General features: G+C 30.3%; 19 protein-coding genes. 3 read left to right on the plus strand and 16 right to left on the minus strand.

From position 1 onward, the window contains the following. Positions 1 to 97: 97 nt before the first annotated feature. Together LQK79_RS09025 and LQK79_RS09030 are read right to left on the minus strand one after the other, a co-directional pair. Positions 98 to 703, minus strand: a complete 606-nt coding sequence (locus LQK79_RS09025; RefSeq protein ID WP_231016280.1) for a DUF4878 domain-containing protein — start codon at positions 701 to 703, stop codon at positions 98 to 100. A gap of 217 nt (positions 704 to 920) precedes the next feature. Next, positions 921 to 1,907 (minus strand): aminotransferase-like domain-containing protein, encoded by a 987-nt coding sequence (locus tag LQK79_RS09030; protein WP_231016281.1) that lies wholly within the window; start codon positions 1,905 to 1,907, stop codon positions 921 to 923. 118 nt (positions 1,908 to 2,025) lie between these two features. Here LQK79_RS09030 and LQK79_RS09035 point away from each other — a divergent pair, with 118 nt between their 5' ends. Beyond that, positions 2,026 to 2,637 (plus strand): MATE family efflux transporter, encoded by a 612-nt coding sequence (locus LQK79_RS09035; RefSeq protein ID WP_231016282.1) that lies wholly within the window; start codon positions 2,026 to 2,028, stop codon positions 2,635 to 2,637. Positions 2,638 to 2,826: 189 nt separating this feature from the next. Here the strand turns inward: LQK79_RS09035 and LQK79_RS09040 are convergent, their stop codons facing one another. From LQK79_RS09040 to LQK79_RS09060, 5 genes are all read right to left on the minus strand, one after another. Beyond that, positions 2,827 to 4,299: an MFS transporter gene (locus tag LQK79_RS09040; RefSeq protein ID WP_231016283.1), complete on the minus strand. Its 1,473-nt coding sequence runs from the start codon at positions 4,297 to 4,299 to the stop codon at positions 2,827 to 2,829. A 1-nt stretch (position 4,300) separates the two neighbouring features. After that, positions 4,301 to 4,756: a MarR family winged helix-turn-helix transcriptional regulator gene (locus tag LQK79_RS09045; RefSeq protein WP_053243519.1), complete on the minus strand. Its 456-nt coding sequence runs from the start codon at positions 4,754 to 4,756 to the stop codon at positions 4,301 to 4,303. Positions 4,757 to 4,890: 134 nt separating this feature from the next. After that, on the minus strand, positions 4,891 to 6,609 hold the full coding sequence (locus tag LQK79_RS09050) for a methyl-accepting chemotaxis protein (RefSeq protein ID WP_231016284.1): 1,719 nt from the start codon (positions 6,607 to 6,609) through the stop codon (positions 4,891 to 4,893). A 257-nt stretch (positions 6,610 to 6,866) separates the two neighbouring features. Further along, positions 6,867 to 8,336 (minus strand): sucrose phosphorylase, encoded by a 1,470-nt coding sequence (gene gtfA / locus LQK79_RS09055; protein WP_053240683.1) that lies wholly within the window; start codon positions 8,334 to 8,336, stop codon positions 6,867 to 6,869. Positions 8,337 to 8,559: 223 nt separating this feature from the next. Continuing rightward, positions 8,560 to 9,444, minus strand: coding sequence for a glycerophosphodiester phosphodiesterase family protein (locus LQK79_RS09060; protein WP_084756815.1), 885 nt, complete (start codon positions 9,442 to 9,444; stop codon positions 8,560 to 8,562). Positions 9,445 to 9,902: 458 nt separating this feature from the next. Here LQK79_RS09060 and ilvA point away from each other — a divergent pair, with 458 nt between their 5' ends. After that, on the plus strand, positions 9,903 to 11,114 hold the full coding sequence (gene ilvA / locus LQK79_RS09065; protein ID WP_053240684.1) for a threonine ammonia-lyase: 1,212 nt from the start codon (positions 9,903 to 9,905) through the stop codon (positions 11,112 to 11,114). A 25-nt stretch (positions 11,115 to 11,139) separates the two neighbouring features. After that, complete coding sequence (locus tag LQK79_RS09070; protein WP_053240685.1) at positions 11,140 to 11,520, plus strand: RidA family protein; 381 nt, start codon at positions 11,140 to 11,142, stop codon at positions 11,518 to 11,520. A gap of 26 nt (positions 11,521 to 11,546) precedes the next feature. On the opposite strand, the gene LQK79_RS09075 is transcribed toward LQK79_RS09070, so the two are convergent. The 9 genes from LQK79_RS09075 to LQK79_RS09110 all read right to left on the minus strand — a co-directional run bounded on the left by LQK79_RS09075 (position 11,547) and on the right by LQK79_RS09110 (position 21,646). Next, positions 11,547 to 12,386 carry an alpha/beta fold hydrolase gene (locus tag LQK79_RS09075; protein WP_231016285.1) on the minus strand — a complete coding sequence of 280 codons (840 nt, stop codon included), beginning with the start codon at positions 12,384 to 12,386 and terminating at the stop codon, positions 11,547 to 11,549. Beyond that, positions 12,373 to 13,002, minus strand: coding sequence for a TetR/AcrR family transcriptional regulator (locus LQK79_RS09080; protein ID WP_231016286.1), 630 nt, complete (start codon positions 13,000 to 13,002; stop codon positions 12,373 to 12,375). Before LQK79_RS09080 ends, LQK79_RS09075 begins: the two co-directional genes overlap by 14 nt. Before the next feature lie 122 nt (positions 13,003 to 13,124). Continuing rightward, positions 13,125 to 13,259 carry a hypothetical protein gene (locus LQK79_RS20865; protein WP_269144097.1) on the minus strand — a complete coding sequence of 45 codons (135 nt, stop codon included), beginning with the start codon at positions 13,257 to 13,259 and terminating at the stop codon, positions 13,125 to 13,127. Positions 13,260 to 13,288: 29 nt separating this feature from the next. Further along, entirely contained in the window at positions 13,289 to 13,783 is a 495-nt protein-coding gene (locus LQK79_RS09085; protein ID WP_053240688.1) for a GNAT family N-acetyltransferase, read from the minus strand. A gap of 342 nt (positions 13,784 to 14,125) precedes the next feature. After that, a complete protein-coding gene (gene glmS, locus LQK79_RS09090) occupies positions 14,126 to 15,952 on the minus strand; it encodes a glutamine--fructose-6-phosphate transaminase (isomerizing) (protein WP_231016287.1) in 1,827 nt (608 codons plus the stop codon). A 579-nt stretch (positions 15,953 to 16,531) separates the two neighbouring features. Beyond that, positions 16,532 to 17,686 (minus strand): mannitol-1-phosphate 5-dehydrogenase, encoded by a 1,155-nt coding sequence (locus tag LQK79_RS09095; protein WP_231016348.1) that lies wholly within the window; start codon positions 17,684 to 17,686, stop codon positions 16,532 to 16,534. A gap of 1 nt (position 17,687) precedes the next feature. Continuing rightward, the gene (locus tag LQK79_RS09100; RefSeq protein WP_231016288.1) at positions 17,688 to 18,128 is read right to left on the minus strand and encodes a PTS sugar transporter subunit IIA; all 441 of its coding nucleotides are present in this window, start codon (positions 18,126 to 18,128) and stop codon (positions 17,688 to 17,690) included. Next, entirely contained in the window at positions 18,121 to 20,175 is a 2,055-nt protein-coding gene (locus LQK79_RS09105) for a BglG family transcription antiterminator (protein WP_231016289.1), read from the minus strand. The genes LQK79_RS09100 and LQK79_RS09105 overlap by 8 nt, the downstream gene beginning before the upstream one ends. A gap of 16 nt (positions 20,176 to 20,191) precedes the next feature. Continuing rightward, positions 20,192 to 21,646, minus strand: coding sequence for a PTS mannitol transporter subunit IICB (locus tag LQK79_RS09110; RefSeq protein ID WP_231016290.1), 1,455 nt, complete (start codon positions 21,644 to 21,646; stop codon positions 20,192 to 20,194). Positions 21,647 to 21,747: the final 101 nt, after the last annotated feature.

Below are 21,747 nucleotides of genomic sequence, written 5' to 3' on the forward strand. Positions count from 1 at the left end.
TTTTTAGGCGAAAAAAATTAGTTATTGCTTCACAATTTTTATAAATTATGACTTAATATATTTAGTGCGACAGCCCCTTTTATTATAAATTTATGTTTTATTTTCCAGAATCGCTAGAAGTTTTTTGTGAAAGAGCATCAACTGCTTTTGACAAATTACCAGTTATAGCATTCACTAAAGCATCACTTGATTTAATGCGCCATTCTTTTTTATTATCATCCTTTACTAGCTCTATATTAACCTCATTTGATGTCATAGCTACATTTTTTGCTGAAAGACTTTTAATATAGTAATCCTCGATTAATTTTTTTTCTTTCTTTTCATCTGCATTTCCACTCATAGCATCTTCAAAAATAGTTGGCATCGTATCATTGGCCATTTTATTCGTTATCTTTACTAAATCTGGTGCTGTAATGCTTGTTTTTACTTTAGCTGTATTCCCTGAAATAGTTGAAGATATAATTTTATATCTAATTTTTGGGGAAACTTTTTTGATAATTTTGCTTCCATCTTCATTGTCATAAGAAAGCTTTTTATCATTGCTATTAAAAAATGCAGCTGCAGTTTTAAGATCATTTTTATTTAATGCATCAAAAAATCCTTTTACAGCTTCATCAGGCTTTTGCCCACCGCATGCAGTTATAGAAATAAGCAAACAAAACAAAGTTAATAACCCTATAAATTTTTTTAAAAATGATTTCATCATATGTCCCCCTTATTCTTTTAAAGTATATCACTTTACTCCTTTTATTTGCAAATTAGGGAACTTTGTTATTATTTAAGTCTATATTAAATGCCTTATCATAATAAATTTCAGTGTCATTTATAGCCTTTAAATATAAACTTCCGGCGTAACATAAATACAGTGTATAGATGGAAGAGAACAATTAACAGCTAAGCTTTAGCGGCAAGCCCATTATTTATAGTTCCACGTATGGCTCATTAAAAATCATAACTTTTTCTATTTCCCGTATAAGTTCTGGAATGGCTATTTGAATCTTTTTATAATCGGCATTTGCAACGCTTACCCTAAGCATTTTACTTGTAAAAAAATCCTTTAAATAGTACTTTTCAAAATCAGACAATTTTATATTCTTCTTTAATAAATTATTTACTACTACCTTACTTCTATTTTCATTTAAAATTTCTAAACCAGCATAAAAACCGCCATTCTTTGGAACATGCCATTTTATATAAGGTGAATGGTTACTTTTTATAATATCACTTAGATATCTCATTCTTTTTAAATACACATCTCTTATCTTTTTTACATGCACATTAAACATACCGCTTTCAATATACAGTTCAAGAGCACCCTGTGAAAGCACTGGTGTATTTATATCCATCCAGGTTTTGTAGTCCAAAAAAGCGTTGCATAAAATACTTGGCAATACTGCAACTGCAATTCTTAACCCCGGAAGAATAACCTTAGAAAAAGTCTTTACATATATTACCCTAGAAGATGTATCATACGAAAATATTGGATCTGATTTAGCATTGCTTTCTATATCACCAAGATAGTCATCCTCTACAATATAGACATCGTATTTCTCTGCCAGTGAAACCAATTTTTCTTTTTCTTCCTTGGTATAACTAAGACCAAGAGGATTACTAAATCTAGAAACCGTATAAAAAAATTTAACATTACTATTTTTAAATACATTTTCAAGCCTATTGAAGTCCAGCCCATTAAAGCTCCTATTAACTCCAATTATAGTTACATTATTTTGCTTTAAGCATTTCACCATTCCATCATAAGTTGGCTGTTCAATTGCCACATTACTTTTTCCATTAGGAAATGGCATTTTCCCTAATATGTTTAGTGTCTGCTGTGAGCCTGTAGTAATAAATATATTTTCACAATTTGAGAACACCTGATTGTTTTGAAGCTGCTTTATAAATACCATTATATATTTTTTATTAATAAATAGAAAAACCTTAAAAAACAAATACAGACTGCTTTTAAACCGCAGCCTAGATAAAAATTTAGCTTTAAAGCTTATACATTTTGGACTTCCATCAGGAATGCAAACTTTTGTTGGTACAGGTTACTTTACCCTTTTACTTCTTATAATAGGAATGACAGGGAAATTTAATTTGTCCTGTGCAAACATAGCCTTTACCATAGAAAGCATGTCCGTATGGACTGTTCAAGGAATCGGAATTGCTGTAGGTATTATAGTTGGAAATGAAATTGGAGCTAGAAGAATCAATAACACAGAAAAAATCCTAAAAAAAGGACTCACATTAGGATTTTTATTTAACATTATTCTTATTATTGTATTTAATCTTTTCCCTGATGTTTTAATTTCACTCTTTAACAGCGGCAGCAATAAAAAAATTTTAGCCTACACTATTCCACTTATAAAAATCACATCAATATGGCTTGTATTTGACACTATTCAAATTATAATAAGAAATGTTTTGCAAGCTGCCGGGGATACTGTTTTTCTCATGATTATTTTCATGACTGTTCCATTTGTATTTTATCTTGCAGTGCCATATATAATATGTGTAATATCAGGCTTAAGCATATACTGGATCTGGATAAACCTATTAATCTTTACCTTTTTCATGCTATCACTGGTATCCATAAGATTTGTTAAAGGCAATTGGAAAACTATACAGGTTATTTAGCGCCTAAAATTGCGCAGGTACTGAGAAATTTTTTCTTGTACTACCCGTTGGAGAAAAGGAACAATTTAAACAAAGCTTTATAAATCTTAGACTAAGCATTGTTACTTCGCATATATAGCAAGCTTAGTTCTATCCTTTATCTCTAATTTGCTATATATGCCACTTACATAATTTCTTACTGTCCCTCTATTAAATCACTTTATCATGTATTTCTTCGTCTTCTTCTTTAGCCTTAAGCTTTTCGTTTTTTTTACTATTGTACAACCTAAAGGCTGTTATTATAACACCAAATAAACATAAGCTTCCAGCGCATATATAAACAAATTTCATTCCGTAAATAAATACATCGTCTCTACCTCTTATATAATCAGTTACTCTATGATGAACCTTAGCACTCATTCTACTATATAAAATAAGAGTTGATACAGAAGTACCTAAAACAAATCCTAAATTTCTAATTAAAGCATTAACACTTCCTGCAATTCCAAGTTTGTTTTTAGGAACTGTAGACATAACCAAGGAATTATTAGGAGATTGGAACATTCCATTTCCTATAGTCATTATTACTATATAGGCAAGTAAAAAAATTACCGATGATTTTTCATTTAAACTACTAATTAAAAATAACCCTAAGCTTGTAAGTGAAAGTCCTATAAGTGTTAATATTTCTGAACCTATTTTATCTGATAAATATCCACTAAAAGGAGCAACAACAGATAAAACTATAGGTGATACTATCATAAATATTCCAGTCATTGCTGCTGAAAATTTTAAGGTATCTTGAAAATAAAATGGTAATATTATGTTAGATGCACTAATTGCTATAAAAGATATAAATGCACAAACTATGCTTATTGAAAATAAACTATTTGAAAAAATACTTAAATCCAAAAGCGGCATTTCTATCCTCTTTTCTGCTATAATAAACAGAACAAAGGCTATAAGAGCAACAACAAAAGCTCCTATCATAATAGGATTATTATATCCTGTAGTCTGTCCCTGAACTATTGCCCCAAAGAAAGCTACTGTAGCTATCATGAATAGTACTGCTCCTCGTCCATCAACCTTTTCATTGATAACTTTATTCGACTTAGGAAATATCTTTATAGTCGCTATAAACACAGCTATACCAATTGGTACATTTATCAAAAATATATACTCCCAACTAAATGCAGAAACAATAAATCCTCCGAGTGGTGGTCCTGCCATGGCACCAAGTGCTACGAAGGTTCCTAGAACACCAAGTGCTCTTCCTCTTTCATTCGCTGGGAAAACTTGAGTTATAATTCCCTGGTTAGTTGCCATAGTAGCTGCTGCCCCTATTGCTTGTATAACTCTTGCAATGACAAGGAACAAAAGTGAATTAGTAAATCCACATAGTAGGGAACCAATGGTAAAAAGAACAACTCCAAAGCTAAATACCTTAGTCTTTCCCTTTATGTCCCCAATTCTTCCAAATATCAAAATCGTTGCAGCAACAGTTATCAAGAAGCTAGTTACAACCCATGTAACTCCTGCCATTCCAACTTTAAGATTTATAGCCATATTAGGAAGTGCTACATTTACAATACTTCCATCTAAAGTCGCCATAAAGGTAGCTGAAAGGACTGTAAATAGTATTATCCATCGCTTTTTGTATATTTCATTTTCCTTTTTATTCAACTTACTTCCTCCTTTTACAACAGGTCGCTTTATATGCCTTACCCTTTTTCAAAACATCCTCTAAAAATTTTATTGATGTTTTTACTTCATCTTCATTATTTCCTTCAACCAAAATATTAATCCACTCCTGAACTATTTTATGAATTTCAGGTATCAAACTCTTGCCTTTATCTGTTATATATAATTTGTACGCTCTTACATCTTCCTTATTTTCTTCCTTCCTTACATACCCAAGCTCTATTAGCTTCTTCACCGTCCTAGCTGACATAGCTTTGTCTACACTTAATTCTCTACTTATATCATTTTGACTTATGCCTCTGCATTGATCAAGTACAAACAAATATGGATATGTTCCCGTTGTAAGATTAATTTCACAAAGCCTTTTATCAAGATAAACCTGAGTACATCTATATATTCCATTAGTAAGCTTAATTAGAGTTGAAGTGTTGTTATCCATAGCTCTTTCTCCTTTATACATCATAAAAATATGATATCAAAATATGGTTGATTAGTCAACTATGCTTTTAAAAAAATTGCGAAATACCAATATTTTTAAATATTAAATACCGTTAATTCGCAACTTTCACTATACTAGTCCAATTTAAATTCTCTAATTAAATCTGTTAATTTTTCAGCACCTTTAAGGTTTGCTCTAGATTCATTTGATATGGCTTCACTTTGATCTCTAACTTCATTAATACTTGCAGCAATATCTGTAGATGATTTTGCTACTTCTGTTACTGAAACTGCAACTTCTTCCATAGTAATTGCTATTTGATCAACAGAAGTTGATATAGTCTCAGAAACTTCTGCAAATTTCTCTATTATACCTTTTACCATAATGCCGTCTTTTTTGTACTCATCGCTAATTCTAATTAAGCTTTCATAATCCTTAAGAACATCCTTTTCTACAAATGCCAATATGGATTTAGATGAATCAGATAACTTTTCAACCGCTCCTAGCACTGTTTCAATTTCACCCTGTATTTGTGAAACAGCATCCGATGACTCTTCAGCAAGTTTTCTAACTTCTTCAGCAACAACTGCAAAACCTTTTCCCTGTTCTCCAGCTCTAGCCGCCTCTATAGCAGCATTCAATGCTAGCAGATTTGTTTGCTCTGCAATCCCATTTATACTTTCAGCCATTTTTGATATTTTACTTACAATTTTAACTTCTTCTAGTGAGTTTTCTAGATCCACTTTAGTTTTGCTATATATTCTTTCTGCATTTTCTTTTGAGATTAAAGAGTCATTATTTATTTTATCTGCTTTATCTTCTATATTTAAAGCTATCTTTAGGCCTTCCTTTGCCTTCTCAGTTGTAATGTTTATTTCTTCTTTTACTGTCATTGTCATTGAGGCAACCTCCTCTACAGATGCAGAAGATTGCTCCATTCCTGCTGATATTTCCTCTGTAGAAGCCGATGCCTGCTCAACCTCTCCACTTACTGTTTGTAACATTTCATCTGCTGCCTCTATACTTTTAATAGTATCTTCACTTTCGGTTCTAACCAATTTCATACTATAATTAAGCTTTTCTACAGCGTCATTTAATGCATTAATAGTCTTTCCTATTTCATCATTTGATACCACCTTCATCTTAAAATCAAAGTTTCCATTAGCTAATTTCTTCGCTCCTTCATAAACTTCCTTAACCTGATTTACAATACTTTTTCTTATGAAATATGTAAATAAAATACCAAGCAAAATACTTATTATAAGTACAACTATAATTATATTTGATGCTCCAATTGTAATATCTCTAGATAGCTCTCCTTTTACTCTAACAAGATCATCTTGAGTTCTTATCATTTTATTTATACTTAACATAAGATCATTCTGCGGCTTTTTTAAATTTGAAATAATTTTATCAAAATCTTCATTAGATATATCAATTTTCATTCCATTCTTTATTGCTTCATCAAATGCTTCAAATGCTACATCATCATTTTTATCAATTTCCTTACTTATAGCTATACCCGATGACGTATAAAGCAACTTTTTAAGTTCCTTCTTATCAGAATCGTATAGTTTTTCAGCCTTTTGAAATTCCTCCTTTTGCGTTTTCATGTAAGTAACATCGCTGGATGCACATATATTTCTCACGGCTATAGACATTTGATCTACGTCGTTTTTCATTTCATAAGAAAATTTTAATTTCTTATTTTCTTTAAAGATTAGTCCTTTAACATTACTATCAATTTGATTTAACTTAATAATTGATAAAATAGATATACTTATTATTAAAGCAATCATTAGAGAAAAACCTGTTATTAATTTGTTAGATAACTTCATCTTGCTAAAGTTCATAAGATAGACTCCCCCTCAATAATTCATCCTTAGTAAGCGTTTTAAACAGTACATGATTTTCTACAATCATCATATATCTATTTAATATTAATGTAGATTATATCATAAACTTATTTATAAATATATTAATATTTTTAAATTTATCCATGGGATATATTACTTTTAATTACATTTTATAATAAAGCCGTCTAAAAATGCGGTATAAATTAAGACGTCTTAATTCTAAACCGCATTCTCAACTGTAACCTTTTCTTTTATTAGGCTAAATATTGAACATTATTACCGTTGTCATCAACATAACTTATTAAAGTTTTATTTGTTTTCAAATCTATAAATAAACTGCAATTTTTATTATCTTTATTCCAAGCAAGTCTAATTTCATCATCAAGTGAGTCTATAACTTTGAAATCTCCGTTAAATGCATCATATTCATTTCTAAATCTAATAAGCTTTAATAATCTTTGAACTACTTCTCTTTCAACGGACTTTTCTATTTCTTCCATAGTATAATTATGACGATTAATTTCACGTCCTTCACCAGTTGCTTTTGCCTGCTCATAATCATTTGCTCCTGCAAGTAATCCTACATAATATATCTGAGGTACTCCAGGTACAAAAAGCTGAATAGCTCTTGCAGCTATGTAAGCATCATCATCACAATTTAAAGCAGAATAATATGAACATAATATCTGATGAACGTCAAAACCATCCTTATCCTTGTACTCATCTGTTAAAATACGACTTACACTTGCCCCTCTTTCTATACATATATCAACCACTTTCTTTGCCCTCTTGCTGTCAATAAGATCATCCATATCAGGCTTTACTGGAATGCCATCATGACAATCAAGTGTTGTAAACTGATTTTTAGGACGGTTCTTCAAATACTTGCAAAGATCTCTGCTTGATTTGTTTATTAAAGTGTCCAGAACCGTATATGGCAAAATAAAATCATAAATCCAGAAACCATGCTCAGCAAGTTTATACTGAGTCTCATACTGTGAATGAACCTCAGGTAAAAGTTCAATTCCTAAAGACTTTGCAAGCTCCATAATCCAATCCATGAATTTATATATTTCTGGTTCTACAAAGAAACAGCTTGTTCCAAGTTTTTTTATAACATATCCTACGGCATCTAACCTTACTATCTTAATATTATGTTTACTAAAATTAACAAAGAACTCCTTAAGTAACTGCTTTACTTTTTCAGCTTTTACATCTAAATCTATCTGTTCTGACTGTTCTCCATGTCCAAAGGTTGTCCATACCTTTTCTTCCTTGCCAGTCTCCTCTATTTTAAAAGTAGAATATGGTTGTTTTCTGCGAAGGAACATTTTATCTATATCTTCTTTAACAGGCTCTCCATCCTTCCAAACCTTATCCAAAGTAATAAATAGGTCCACATACTGAGATTTCCTGCCTTTCTTTAAAAAGTCTTGAAAATACTCTGATTGTCTAGATATATGGTTAACCATTAAATCAACTAGCACATCAAATTTTTCACCTATTGCGCTTATATCCTCCCATGTACCAAATTTAGGTTCTATTTCAAGGTAAGTTAACGGAGCAAATCCCCTGTCTCCAGATGATGGGAATGGAGGCAAAATGTGAACACCCCCACTGCAAATATCTGAAAAATACTTTGATAAAACATAATTAAGTTTTTTTAGATTCCCACCTAAAGAATCTGCATAAGTAATAAGCTGCACTTTATTTTTTACTGACATGTAATGCACCCTCCCCTTTGTAATTTGTATATTATTTTAATTGGTTAAGCCTTATTTCAATCTAAATACTTTATATTAACGGCTTGATACTTTACTTTATTCAATTATTATTTTACATCGTTTACAGATATGTGTCAACCGGTTTCATATGTAATAATCTTTGTAAAAAGTTCAAAAAAAATTTTAGATAAATGTAAAAAGTAACATTTATCTAAAACTTCTGTTATATACGTATCCCTTTTTTTATATTCATTAATATGCTAGGTTTATCCGTTATAATACCATCTACATTTAATTTAAGCATGCTGTCCATATATTTAGGTTTATCAACTGTCCAGGAATATATCCTTCTATTTGATTTATGGATTTCTATAACCAATTTTCTTGTTATAATTCTCTGCTGTACACTATAGAAATCAACCTTTAATAGTGCTAAATCTTTTCTTGGTCTACAGGCTATATATCCAGTTTTAATTCTAGGATTTAATCTCTTTACATTTAATAAAATTTTATAGTTCATTGAATGAATCATACATTGATTTTCAAAATTATTCTTTTCTATTATACTAACAACCTTCTTAGTTAAATCATTAGTATCTCCATAAGGCTTAATTTCTATAATTAGCTTTAACTTCCCCTTTGATTTCTTTACTGCCTCATCCAAGGTTGGAATCCTTTCCTCCTTATGCTGAGAAGAATAACGAGGAGCTATATTTAACTTTTCAATTTGATTAAAGTCTACAACTCCAACCGATTCATTTAATCCAGTCATCCTCTTTAAGTTCTTATCATGCATTAAAACAACTATTCCATCCTTTGTCTCCTGAACATCTATTTCTGCATAATCTACTTTATATTTTATTGAATCCTCAATGGCATGAATAGAATTTTCAGGTTCACCAAAATACCTTGCTCTATGGGAGATAACTTTTACTCTTCTTACATCAACGTTGTTATCTAAATACTTATAGGTATTGCCTGCATAATTGCTGTTTTTCTTTGCTTCAATAATCCCATATCTATTCATAACATAAAAAAATGTAATGCACATGAAAGCAGCAATAATCAAATGTATTATCTTAAATCTTTTAATTTTATCATTAATCATATTAACTATCACTCCTTCCCTCAAATATATTATTAACATTATATCTAAAAAAATAATGTTAATTATTACAATTGCATTACATTTCTTATACAAATAAGTACCCGAAAAGGGAAAAATGAAAGTTTTAATTTTATAGTCATTGTTAATACATTCTTCTATTTACAAAGCAAAAATTTCAAAATTCATAAAAATATATTGCAATGAAATACTGCTTTTAGGAAAATATGATTGTAGTACGCGTACAAATATGATAGAATATAGTTAAATTTTTTTAAATTACAAGATTATCATTGGCTATATAAAAGGTTTTTCCAAAAATTTGTACATACGTATGTGCGTTGTAAGCATACAAAATGTAAGTTTTTTCAATATTATTAAATTGTCAATAAAATTTAATTTTTCAAAAGGAGCCATCCTAATATAAATTAATTATTTGTACTAAGCGAGGAAAGTATATTATGGAATTAGACTTAGAAAGAATTAAAAAAGCTCAGCAAAATATTAAGAAAGTAGTAAGAAAAACTCCTATGTTTTATACAAGTACCTTTTCAAAAAAATGCAATTGTAATATATACTTAAAATGTGAAAACAAACAAAAAACTGGTGCTTTTAAACTAAGGGGAGCCTATAACAAATTAGTTAATCTAACAGAAGAAGAAAAAGAAAGAGGTGTTATAGCTTCTTCAGCAGGAAATCATGCTCAGGGAGTTGCCTATGCCGCAACTGTATTTAACGTTAAATCTACTATAATTATGCCATTAACTGCACCTCAAGCAAAAGTGGACGCAACAAGAGGATATGGTGCAGAAGTTATTCAAGCTGGTCAAGTATATGATGAATGCCATAATAAAGCCGTAGAAATACAAAAAGAAACAGGGGCAACCTTTTTAGAACCCTTTAACGACATAGATGTAATGGCAGGTCAAGGAACTATAGCCCTTGAAATATTAGAAGATTTACCTGATACCGATGTTATAGTAGTTCCAATTGGTGGAGGCGGTTTAATATCTGGCATTGCTGTAGCAGCAAAATCAATAAAGCCTTCCATAAGAATAATAGGTGTTGAACCAGAAATAGTACCTTCCGCTAAAACTTCTATAGAAAATAGAAAAATCACCACTGTCCCAGGTGCAAAATCTTTGGCTGACGGCATATCAGTTAGCACAATAGGAGATAAATGCTTTAAATACATTGAGAAATATGTAGATGAAATAGTTACAATAAGTGAAAATGAAATAGCCCATGCTATGTTTCAATTGATGGAAATAAGCAAACTCGTAGCTGAAGGTTCAGGTGCAGCACCCTTAGCCGCTTTATTAGCGCAAAAAATTAAAGGCATAGAAGGCAAAAAAGTTGTCCTTTTAGTTAGCGGTGGAAATGTAGATATAGCAACTACAGCAAAAATAATAGAAAGAGAATTAGTTTTAGAAAAAAGAACAATAAGATTTGAAGTAGAACTTCAAGATAAAACAGGAGCCTTAGGTTCTTTAGTATCTAAAATAGGAAACATGGGCGGAAACGTCGTTACAATAAGACAAAATAGTAACTGGAACAAAAAAGGACTTGAATATGCCGATGTATCCTTTGAAATCACAGTTCAATCTAAAAAACACGGTGAAAGTATACTAAATTGTTTAGAAAAAGACGGTTATGTAGTAAAATTAATATAAATTAAAATATTGGAGGCGTAATTTTATGGAAAAGAAAATAATAAGCACAAAAAATGCTCCAGGAGCAGTAGGACCATATTCACAAGCTATTAAGGCTGGAAACTTCGTATTTGCATCAGGTCAAATTCCATTAGATCCATCAACTGGTGAACTTATTGGTGGAGATGTAAAAAAAGCAACTGAAAGATCACTAGAAAATGTAAAAGCTATTCTTGAAGCAGCTGGAACCTCACTTGACAAGGTTGTTAAAACAACTGTATTTGTAAAAAACATGAGTGATTTTGCTGCTGTTAATGAAGTTTATGCAAAATACTTTGATAAGGATATGCCTGCAAGATCATGTGTAGAAGTAAAACTCCCTAAAGATGCTTTAGTTGAAATAGAAGTAATAGCATTAGCAGAGTAGAGAGTAGAGTAAAGGATGATTTTCTGCTACCGCAGAAAATCCTTCAATGCTTGAACAAATTCTTCTGGTCTCTCCTTTTGAGACCAATGTTTACATCCTTTCATCACATGCAGCCTACTATTTTTAATAACCTTACTTGCTGCTATTGCATATTTTACAGGAACCCCAGGATCTTTTTCACCATTTACTATTAAAACTGGCATTGCTAGGTCGCTTAAATGCGCTGCCAAATCTGTAGTCATTCCTTCCTTACCTAGCTCATAACATTGGAAAGACTCCCAGGCTTTATTACAATTAGGTTCATGAACAAGCTTATATAAATCATCAACTAACTTATCAGAAATTTTATTTTTATCTCCAAACAAGGATGAATTTATTGTCCACTTTACCAATGCTCTGCTTTTTCCAATCCATTCATATGATTTAGCATTAAACCTTGAATTTACAAACCACCTATTAAACCTATGAAATGGCATTCTGGAATACAAACCTAATGATCCTATTATAGTAAGCTTATCTACAAGCTCAGGATATTTCAAAGAAAATGCTATACTAATGCCTCCCCCCATGGATAGTCCAACTAAATTAGTCTTTTCTATATTTAGCTGCCTTAGCACATCGTATAAAAACTCCACATACATAGGGATAGAATACTGAATATCTGGCTTATCACTTTCACCAAAACCAAGCATGTCTACAGCATAAATATCATACTTATTCCCCATTAATTCAATTACTTCTTTCCAGGACATCATTGCATTATCTAGTGCTCCTCCATGAACAAATACTATTTTTTCACTTGTATCCCCCTCTTTATGATAGACTGTTATTCCGTAGGATTTATAGGTTAATTTAATTTTCTCCACTTAAAACACCTCCTTTATAAAATCCATGTTTCAATATTTTCATATACTCATAAATTTCATCTTGAAGCTCCTTCAAGTCCATCTTGCCTTCTGCCATTTTTTCCTTTATAAATCCTCCACCGATCCAAACTAACATTTTAATTGCTCTATTGATACCTTCTTTATTTTTAAACTTGGTTACATCAATGTTTTCATTTAATTTAACATAGGCATCCTTTAGAATTCTTTCATTAATTGCTTTTATTTCCTTCGAAACTGCAATATCTGTTTCATAGTATGCTCTGAGAGAAAATTCAAAAATGTGTGGACACTTCAGCATTATATTTACTCTTGCCTCTACTATTTTGGCATTCCGTTCAAAAAAATCATTTTCTTTAAGTGCTTCCAGTTCATCTATCTTTTCATATATTTTTTTGCAGCTGTACTCATACAAATAGCAATATAAATCTCTTTTATTCTTAAAATAATAAAACAAAGATCCTTTTGATATGCCAGAAGCAGCTGCTATATCCGCTGTTGAAGCTTTTTTATATGGGCTTTCAGAAAATATTTTCATAGCTGCATTTATAATTCTCATTTGTTTTTCTTTATCTATGGCATAAAAACTATCATACATTATTTTCCCTCCACTCTGACCGAATTGGTCAACCATAATTTATATTGTAGTTAATTGACCAGAATTTACAAGGCCATATAAAAAAGATGATAGATTTTTCTATCACCTAAATACATTTATTTTTAACAGCAATTCAATCCTTGCTCCAGTTGCAATTTTGCCTTATGAAGCTTTTTCTCAAATACTTCTTTAGGTGAAAGTTCCGTTATGTACTGTACAACATGAATGTCACTTTTATCCAACTCTAAAAGTTTCATAAAAAGAATTTCTAATATAACTATCCTACTTACTCAATATTCTTCTCATAGCAATAAAATTCCCCTTTTCTAAAATTTACACTTCCTACTTTTTCATATCCATTCTTTTCATACAGCCTCAAAGCTCTTTCATTTTGGGCAAATGCATCTAATCTTATAGCTTCATATCCACCCTTTACTGCAAAATCATCTGCATATTTAAGTAAATTCCTTGCAATTCCAACACCTTGAGTCCTTGGATCAACGCACAATCTATGAATGACAAGCTGTTTTCCAAAATTATATTTCCACTTTAAATCTCTGTATTCCTCTGCCTGATCTTCATTTAAAACAACAATTGCATTTATACTTCCATTCTCTACATTAGTATATAACTCACTATTAATTATATCTTCACTTATAACCTCTTCATTTGGATAAATATTATCCCATTGATGTATGTTTTTCAATTCCATATCTTTTATTGCTGATTTGATTATATTCATTATTAAAGTAATATCATGTATTTGAGCTTTTCTTATCATACTAAATTTCTCCTTTAACATAAAAAATCTATTATAATATATAATAATAAACAAAGCTGCACTTTAATTTAAGATACAGCCAATTTAACGATATTTGATTAAACTTTATTTTAAACGATCAAACTTTGTTACAAACTTACAAAAACCGCACACTCTCACAAATGTTGAGAATGCGCGGCTTACTTTATCGTTCTATATAATTTTGTCTTATACTACACATCTCGCGTATAGTATCTTTATCTCTTGAATTCTTATTGAAATTTTATTTTAGAATATCAGACTTTGTTTCAAAGTATCATACTTTATTTCAAACCAACAAATCTTCAAAACGCTTATCCAATTTTATTCAACAGTTACTGATTTGGCTAAATTTCTTGGCTTGTCAACGTCGCAGCCTTTTTCTACCGAAACATAATATGCCAATAATTGAAGTTGTATAACTGAAAGTACAGGTAAAAGTATGTCATTTACTTTTGGCACATATATCACTGAATCAACAACTTGTTCCATTCCTGTTCTACCTTCAACTGTAATTCCAAGAACTTTAGCTCCTCTTGTAGTTACTTCTTTTATATTACTAACCATTTTTTCATATAAATCATTTTGAGTTGCAAGTGCTACTACAACTGTTCCATCTTCTATTAAAGCTATAGTTCCATGCTTTAATTCTCCACCAGCATAAGCCTCAGAATGAATATATGAGATTTCTTTAAGCTTTAATGCACCTTCCATAGCTACAGCATAATCAATGCCTCTGCCTAAATAGAACATATCTTTATGCATATAGGTGTTTGCCGCAAATTTTTGAACTTTTTCTTTATTATCTAGTACTTCTTTTGCTTTTTCTGGAAGTTTCAGCATATCGGCTTTTATTTTTTCTATTTCTTCAGTAGTTAGAGTATTTTTATTTTGTGCAAAGAATAATGCCAATATATACATAGTTATAAGCTGCGTAGTATATGCTTTTGTAGATGCAACTGCAATTTCTGGTCCTGCCCAAGTATATAAAATATCATCGGCTTCTCTAGAAACTGAACTTCCAACAACATTTGTTATAGCGATAACTCTTGCTCCAAGTGACTTTGCCTCTCTTAATGCAGCCAAAGTATCGGCTGTCTCTCCTGATTGACTTAAAACTATCATTAAAGTATTCTTTGTAATTATTGGATCTCTATATCTAAATTCAGATGCTATATCTACTTCAACAGGTATTCTTGCAAATTTTTCTATAACATATTTTCCAACTATTCCAGCATGATATGCAGTTCCACAAGCTACTATATATATTTTTTCAATATTTTCTATTTGTTCTTTTGTTATATTTATATCATCTAATTTTATAGGCTGACCTTCTATAATTCTAGAAGTCATAGTATCTCTTATAGCTTTAGGTTGTTCATAAATTTCTTTTAACATGAAATGCTCATAACCACCTTTTTCAGCTGCGTTAGCATCCCACTCTATATGATTAAGCTCTTTTTCTATTTTTTCTCCTTCATTTGAGTAAAATTCCACTCCCTCAGAAGTTAAAACAGCAAACTCTTTATCTTTTAAATAATATATATCTCTAGTATGATTTAATATAGCAGGAACATCTGATGCTATAAAATTTTCATCTTTTCCAGCGCCGACTATAAGAGGACTATCTTTTCTTACTGCAACTATTTTATTAGGTTCATTTGAACAAACTACACCAAGTGCATAACTTCCTTCTACTTTTGATATAGCCTTCATAACCGCATCTAATAAATCTCCATTATAAAAATAGTCTATAAGATTAGGAATAACCTCTGTATCAGTTTCTGAAATAAATTTATATCCTTTTGATTTAAGCCATGACTTTAACTCCATATAGTTTTCTATTATACCATTATGCACTACACTTATTGTATTATCATTATTATTATGAGGATGTGCATTCACATCTGACGGCTCACCGTGTGTAGCCCATCTAGTATGTCCAATTCCTACATTTCCTTTAAGTGGACTACTCTTTAATTTATTTTCAAGATTTACAAGTCTTCCTTTACATTTTGAAACATTTATTTTTCCATCATCTAGTATAGCAACTCCTGCTGAATCGTATCCTCTATACTCAAGTTTACTTAATCCCTCAACTAAAATTGAAGAAGCCTCATTCTTACCACTATAACCTACTATTCCGCACATAAAAAATCTTCCTTTCTCATTTTTAATTCAACACTAATAACACCTAAAATAACTTCATTTTTTAAGAGATTCTAGGCATGTTAATAATTATTAAGGTTTTAACACCGGATTGATTTTGTAACAAAAATCACTTTCTGCTTTTATCAATCGTTAACGGTAGTGCGTTTACCGTGGGGCATCCGCCGAAGATTTCGATACTCCCCATCCTCGTCAACTAAAATAATTATATTATTCTAGTTCGGGCGCTTTAACTATAACTAACAATTTTTGTTTCTTTCATTCCCCCCTATACTTTATTTAATATTTATACATTGCCATTATACTATTGCTTTTATTTAACTGTCAACAAATATAAAAAAGCATTTATTGGATTTTTTACTTTTTATATAAATATATTATGCGTATCCCTGCTTTAAGTTTAATAAAGTTGGGAAAATATTTTAAATTAATATTTATTTAAAAATGCCAAACAGTAAATTTGCATTCAATATACATATGAATTAAATTTAAAATATTTTCCTCAGCTAAATTTTTTTAATATCACTATATTAATTCATAATATTATGAATATTCTGAATTTTATAGTTGCCTTTTTAGCTCTTCATACTTATTCATTATCATATTGTTCAAATATTCTCCTTCTTTTATTTGAGATATATTTGAAATGGCCTTGCTAATTCCATCATTTTCTATTATCTTCTGAATCTCTTGGGCCTTTTCATCATCTTTATAATTAAACAAGTATCCCGCTGCAACACCACATAAAATGTCTTTAAAATCTATTTTCAAATCACAGCAAAGTTTCAATGGAGTTATTAATCTGTCATTTGATGATAATTTTCTTATAGGATCACGCCCTACACGCGTCACATCATCTTTAAGATATTTATTTTCAAATCTTTTCAGAAGCTTATTTGAATATTCCTTCAAAATATTTATATCTATTTTGTGCTTAATACTAAGAGCTTGTACTGCCTCTTTATGAAAACCAACTATAACTTTTTTAATATACTCATTTTTTATAGCTTCATGTATAAACTTATAATTTTTAAGATACCCTAAGTATGCAATTGTTGCATGTGCACCATTTAAGAGGAACAATTTTCTCTCAAGATAAGGATCTAACTTTTCAACATACTCTGCACCTTTTATATTGTTATTAATTTTTATCTTATTCTTTTCTATATCCCATTCATAGAAGTCTTCTACAGCTACATCTATAGGTAATTCCTTTTCTATATTTACATTTGGTACAATTCTGTCAACTGCACAATTTGGAAAGCCTGCATACTTTTCTAAATATTCTTGAAATTTTTTATCTGCTCCATCAAATATAACTTTCTTTAATACATCAGTTGCAAACAATGCATTCTCACAAGCTATTATATCAAGCGGCTTTTTACTAACTTCTGATCTCTTTTTTAAAAAGCCTCGTAATAATTCTCCTGTGCTTTTCAAATTATTTAACCCTAGTGATGTGGTAATTAAATCTGCTTGTAAAACTTCTTTTTCAAGAGAATCGCTATCTTTTAGATTAACTGCCCTAACATTTTCAACCCCCTCTTTATTTTGAGAAGTATTTAAAGTTATTACAGTATATTTCTTATACTTATTTATATCATCCACCACTTTGCCGAATATATCGACAAAAGTGATGTCATAACCAGATTTATATAATAAATATCCAATAAATCCTCTTCCTATATTTCCTGCGCCAAAATGAACTGCTTTCATATCAGTCATCGCCTTCCTCTATTATTTTAATAATTTCTTCATTACTTTTGGCATTTTTAAGCCTTTCAACATTTTCTTCATATTGAACAGTAAGTGCTATTTTGGATAGTATAGCCATATGTTCCTCGCCTCTACCAGCAATTCCTATTACTATATAGGCTACATTACCTTCTCCAAAATCCACTCCTTCAGGGTATTGAGCTATAACTATACCAGAATTTATAATTTCCTTTTTATATTCATTCATTCCATGAGGTATAGCAACACCATTTCCCATATATGTTGTAACCTCTTCTTCTCTAGCCTTCATTCCACTTATATAATTTTTATTGACATATCCTTGAGAAACTAAAAGTCTTCCTACCCTTTCTATAGCCTCATTTTTGGATTCCGACTTTAAATTTAATAAAATATTATTCTCTTCTAAAATTTTTTTACTCATCAGTAGCTTCCTCCTTGTTTGCAATATCTATTAAACAGCTCCTAATTTTCCTGACATTACCTGTTTTCAAAGTTTCAACAAATCCTTTTCTTTCAATTAGTGAAATACTTATCTTCCCTAAAAACTGCAATATATAATTGCTTTCATTATTTCGTGCTAAAAGTACTAAAAAAGTGTTTACATTTTCTGTAGAAAAGCCTTCACTTGACATTGGAAAAGATTTATCAATATAATATACACCCACAAATGGGATAATCATTTCATCACTTCTAGTATGAAGGAGTGCCATTCCACTTTTAGGAACTACAACATTACCTTTTTCTTCTCTTTTTAATATTAATCTTTTTATTTCTTCCTTACTTTTACTTATATTATTTTTATAAATATCATCCGCAATATAGTCTATTAACTCATTAAAGGTACCAACTTTAACTTTTCTTAATTTTAAATTTTTCAAAATCTCATTAATAATCTCATATTCTTTACTTGTTGCATTAAAATTTAAACTATCTGAAGATTTCACAGTTACACTTTGATTTGCCACCTTAATTCTAAAGATAAAATTTTTTACTTCATCTATGTTTTCTTTTGTCATAAATGGCGAGACAATAATTACATTGTCTATGCCTAAATTAATTGGTACTGTTGACAAAATCAAATCATATTTATTTTTTAATAATTTGTCATAAACATCATGTATAGGACTAATATCTGTACCACCTATATCTGAGAAAAGAGCTTTTACCTTGTTATTCAATATTTTCGCAGTGCTTATCCCACTTGGGCAAACAATAAGTACATCTAATTTTCTTCCAAACATCTGCTTCCCTTGTATAGCAACCTCAATGTGCATTATAATATATCCAATTTCCTCTTCAGGTATTTTAATATTATATCTGGAAAAAATTAATTTGCATTCATTGTTTATTATGTCAAATAATTGACAATAATGTTCTTTTATTTCGTTTACTAGAGGATTTATAATATCAAGTCCTAAATTAAGCATATGAAACGTCTGTTTTAAATGATTTGATAAGTCCTTAAGCAATTTTTTGTCTTTAGTAATATCTATTCCTATTTTTTTTGACACACCAGTTATTAACTCGCTGCTAATACCCTCATAGTTAATATCTGATTCAACAATATTTCCATTATAGCTATTATAATATTTATAATCATTTAAATACAAGCATAAGTAAACTAGTTCCTCTTCCGGTAATATTATGTTGCTTTCATATAATTCATCTTGCAATAGTTTTATTTTTTCATATATTTTGCTACTTTGCATATCTCGTTTGATTTTTTCTGGTAAAGATATATTACTTTCATCCTTCGTTTTCTTTATAGCAAGAAGTGTGAGAATAAATAAATTAAAATACTGGACATCATTAACTTTAATATCTCCAAAGTCTAATTGATGAAAAGCTTTTTTAACAATATCAATTGTCGTAACTTCAAATATATCCTTAAAAAAAGCCTCTACGGTCTCATCTATCTCTTCTCCATAAAGAAATGAAAATAAATATTCAAAAGGTTTAAAGTTAAAAAACAATTCAATAAAAACATTTCTTTTATTCCATTCTGATCCATCTATTTTTATACCATAAGTTCTTTTTCTTATTAAATATAAGTTTTTAGTTAAAAGCATTTTTTCAATACTGTCTAGGTCTTGGCTTATACTTCCCATAACTACATTAAATTTATAGCTAAAATAAGGCGCCTTTAAATACCCTTTTTCTAGCAATAACTTACATACAATTGCTATCTTTCTTTGTTCCTTATTGTATAACCACAGAATAGGAATGGAATTTATTGAATTTTCCAAATATTTTACATTTTCCCTTTCTCCTGATATAATTAAATTCATATTTTCATAGTACAAAATAGTAAGTTTATACTTTTTTAAAACTTTATTTATAGATGCAATCTCTCTCAATATAGTTCTTACACTTACGGCAAGTTCATTATGAAGAGCATTAGCATTACAAGATTTTTTATTTATTAATTCGTTTAATATAAATTGCTGTCTAGGAGTTAAAGTATTCATATTGCTCACCTAGTTATCAGTTATTTTTTATCTTTTCCATAAATTCTACATATTTGGAACGATCTAAGAAATTTTTTACAGTTATTATATTAGCTTCAGGTACACACTTTCTTGCTCTTTCACTTAAACTTTCCTGTACAAACACTACATCTGCCGTTTTAGGAATACTGTCAACTGAATAATGCTCAACTTTTATACCTTGAATATTTGCATTTTTTAGTTCTTTCTTTAATATGGACTCTCCCATTGCCGACGATCCCATCCCTGCATCACAAGCAAAAACTATCAAATTAATATTTGAGATTTCTTTTGCTTCACTGTTTTGATCATTTGCAGCATTAACAACTTGATTTTTACTTTCTTTTTTCATTTCTTTCATCTTACTTTGAGCTTCTTGAAAATCATCTGTTGTTTCTTTATTAGCCTTGTCTCTCTTAAGAATAACTGATGCTACTAAAAATGATGCTACTGCTCCAATGGCAACTCCAGCTAATACAGGTAGTTCTGCACCTTTAGGGCACATTGCCATTAATGCTATTATACTTCCTGGTGAAGCTGCTGCAACTAACCCTGCATGTAATAAAACAAAAGTTAAGTCTGCACAAATTCCTCCAGTTATTACTGCTAAAAGTAAAAGAGGTTTCATCAAAACGTAAGGGAAATAAATTTCATGTATTCCACCAAGGAATTGTATTATTACTGCTCCTGGAGCAGAACTCTTAGCTGACCCTTTACCATATAGGCAATATGCTAAAAGGATTCCAAGTCCGGGACCTGGGTCTGCCTCAAGTAAGAAAAATATTGATTTTCCAAGGCTCTGCACTTGTTGAATTCCAAGAGGTGTAAATACACCATGATTAACTGCATTATTTAAAAACAATATTTTTGCTGGTTCTACGACTAATGCTATTAACGGAAGTAATCCTTTTTTAGTTATTGCTAAAGCTATTGATCCTAATCCACTTGATGCCCCAGCAACTACAGGACCAACTACCAGATATGCAATTACAGCAAGTATCCCTCCCAAAATTCCAGCTGAAAAGTTATTTACAAGCATTTCAAAACCTGTTGGAATTTTTCCTTCAACTAATTTATCGAATTTTTTTATTAGGTATCCACCTAAAGGTCCCATTATCATTGCTCCAAGAAACATTGGTATTGAAGTTCCAACTATCATACCCATAGTGGCTATTACTCCTACTACACCACCTCTGATATCATAAACAAGTTTACCACCTTGATATGCTATAAGCATTGGAAGCATATAATCAACCATAGGATTTACAAGTTTTGAAAGATTGTCATTAGGTATCCATCCAGTTTTAATAAATAATGCTGTTATCAAACCCCAAGCAATAAACGCTCCAATATTTGGCATAACCATTCCACTTAAGAAACTACCAAAACTTTGAACTGCTTTTTTTAATGAAGACGATCTTAAATTTTGTTTATCATTTTCAATTGTTTCCATACTATATCCCCCACATCATTGTAATTATTTCCTTCAAGTAAAATGATAAGGCAAAATACTATCGTTTTCAATTTATGCAAGTTCATTTTTGGTATACGTTT

Origin of the sequence: Clostridium guangxiense, from assembly GCF_021043395.1 — a bacterium.
GTDB lineage: Bacteria > Bacillota > Clostridia > Clostridiales > Clostridiaceae > Clostridium_S > Clostridium_S guangxiense.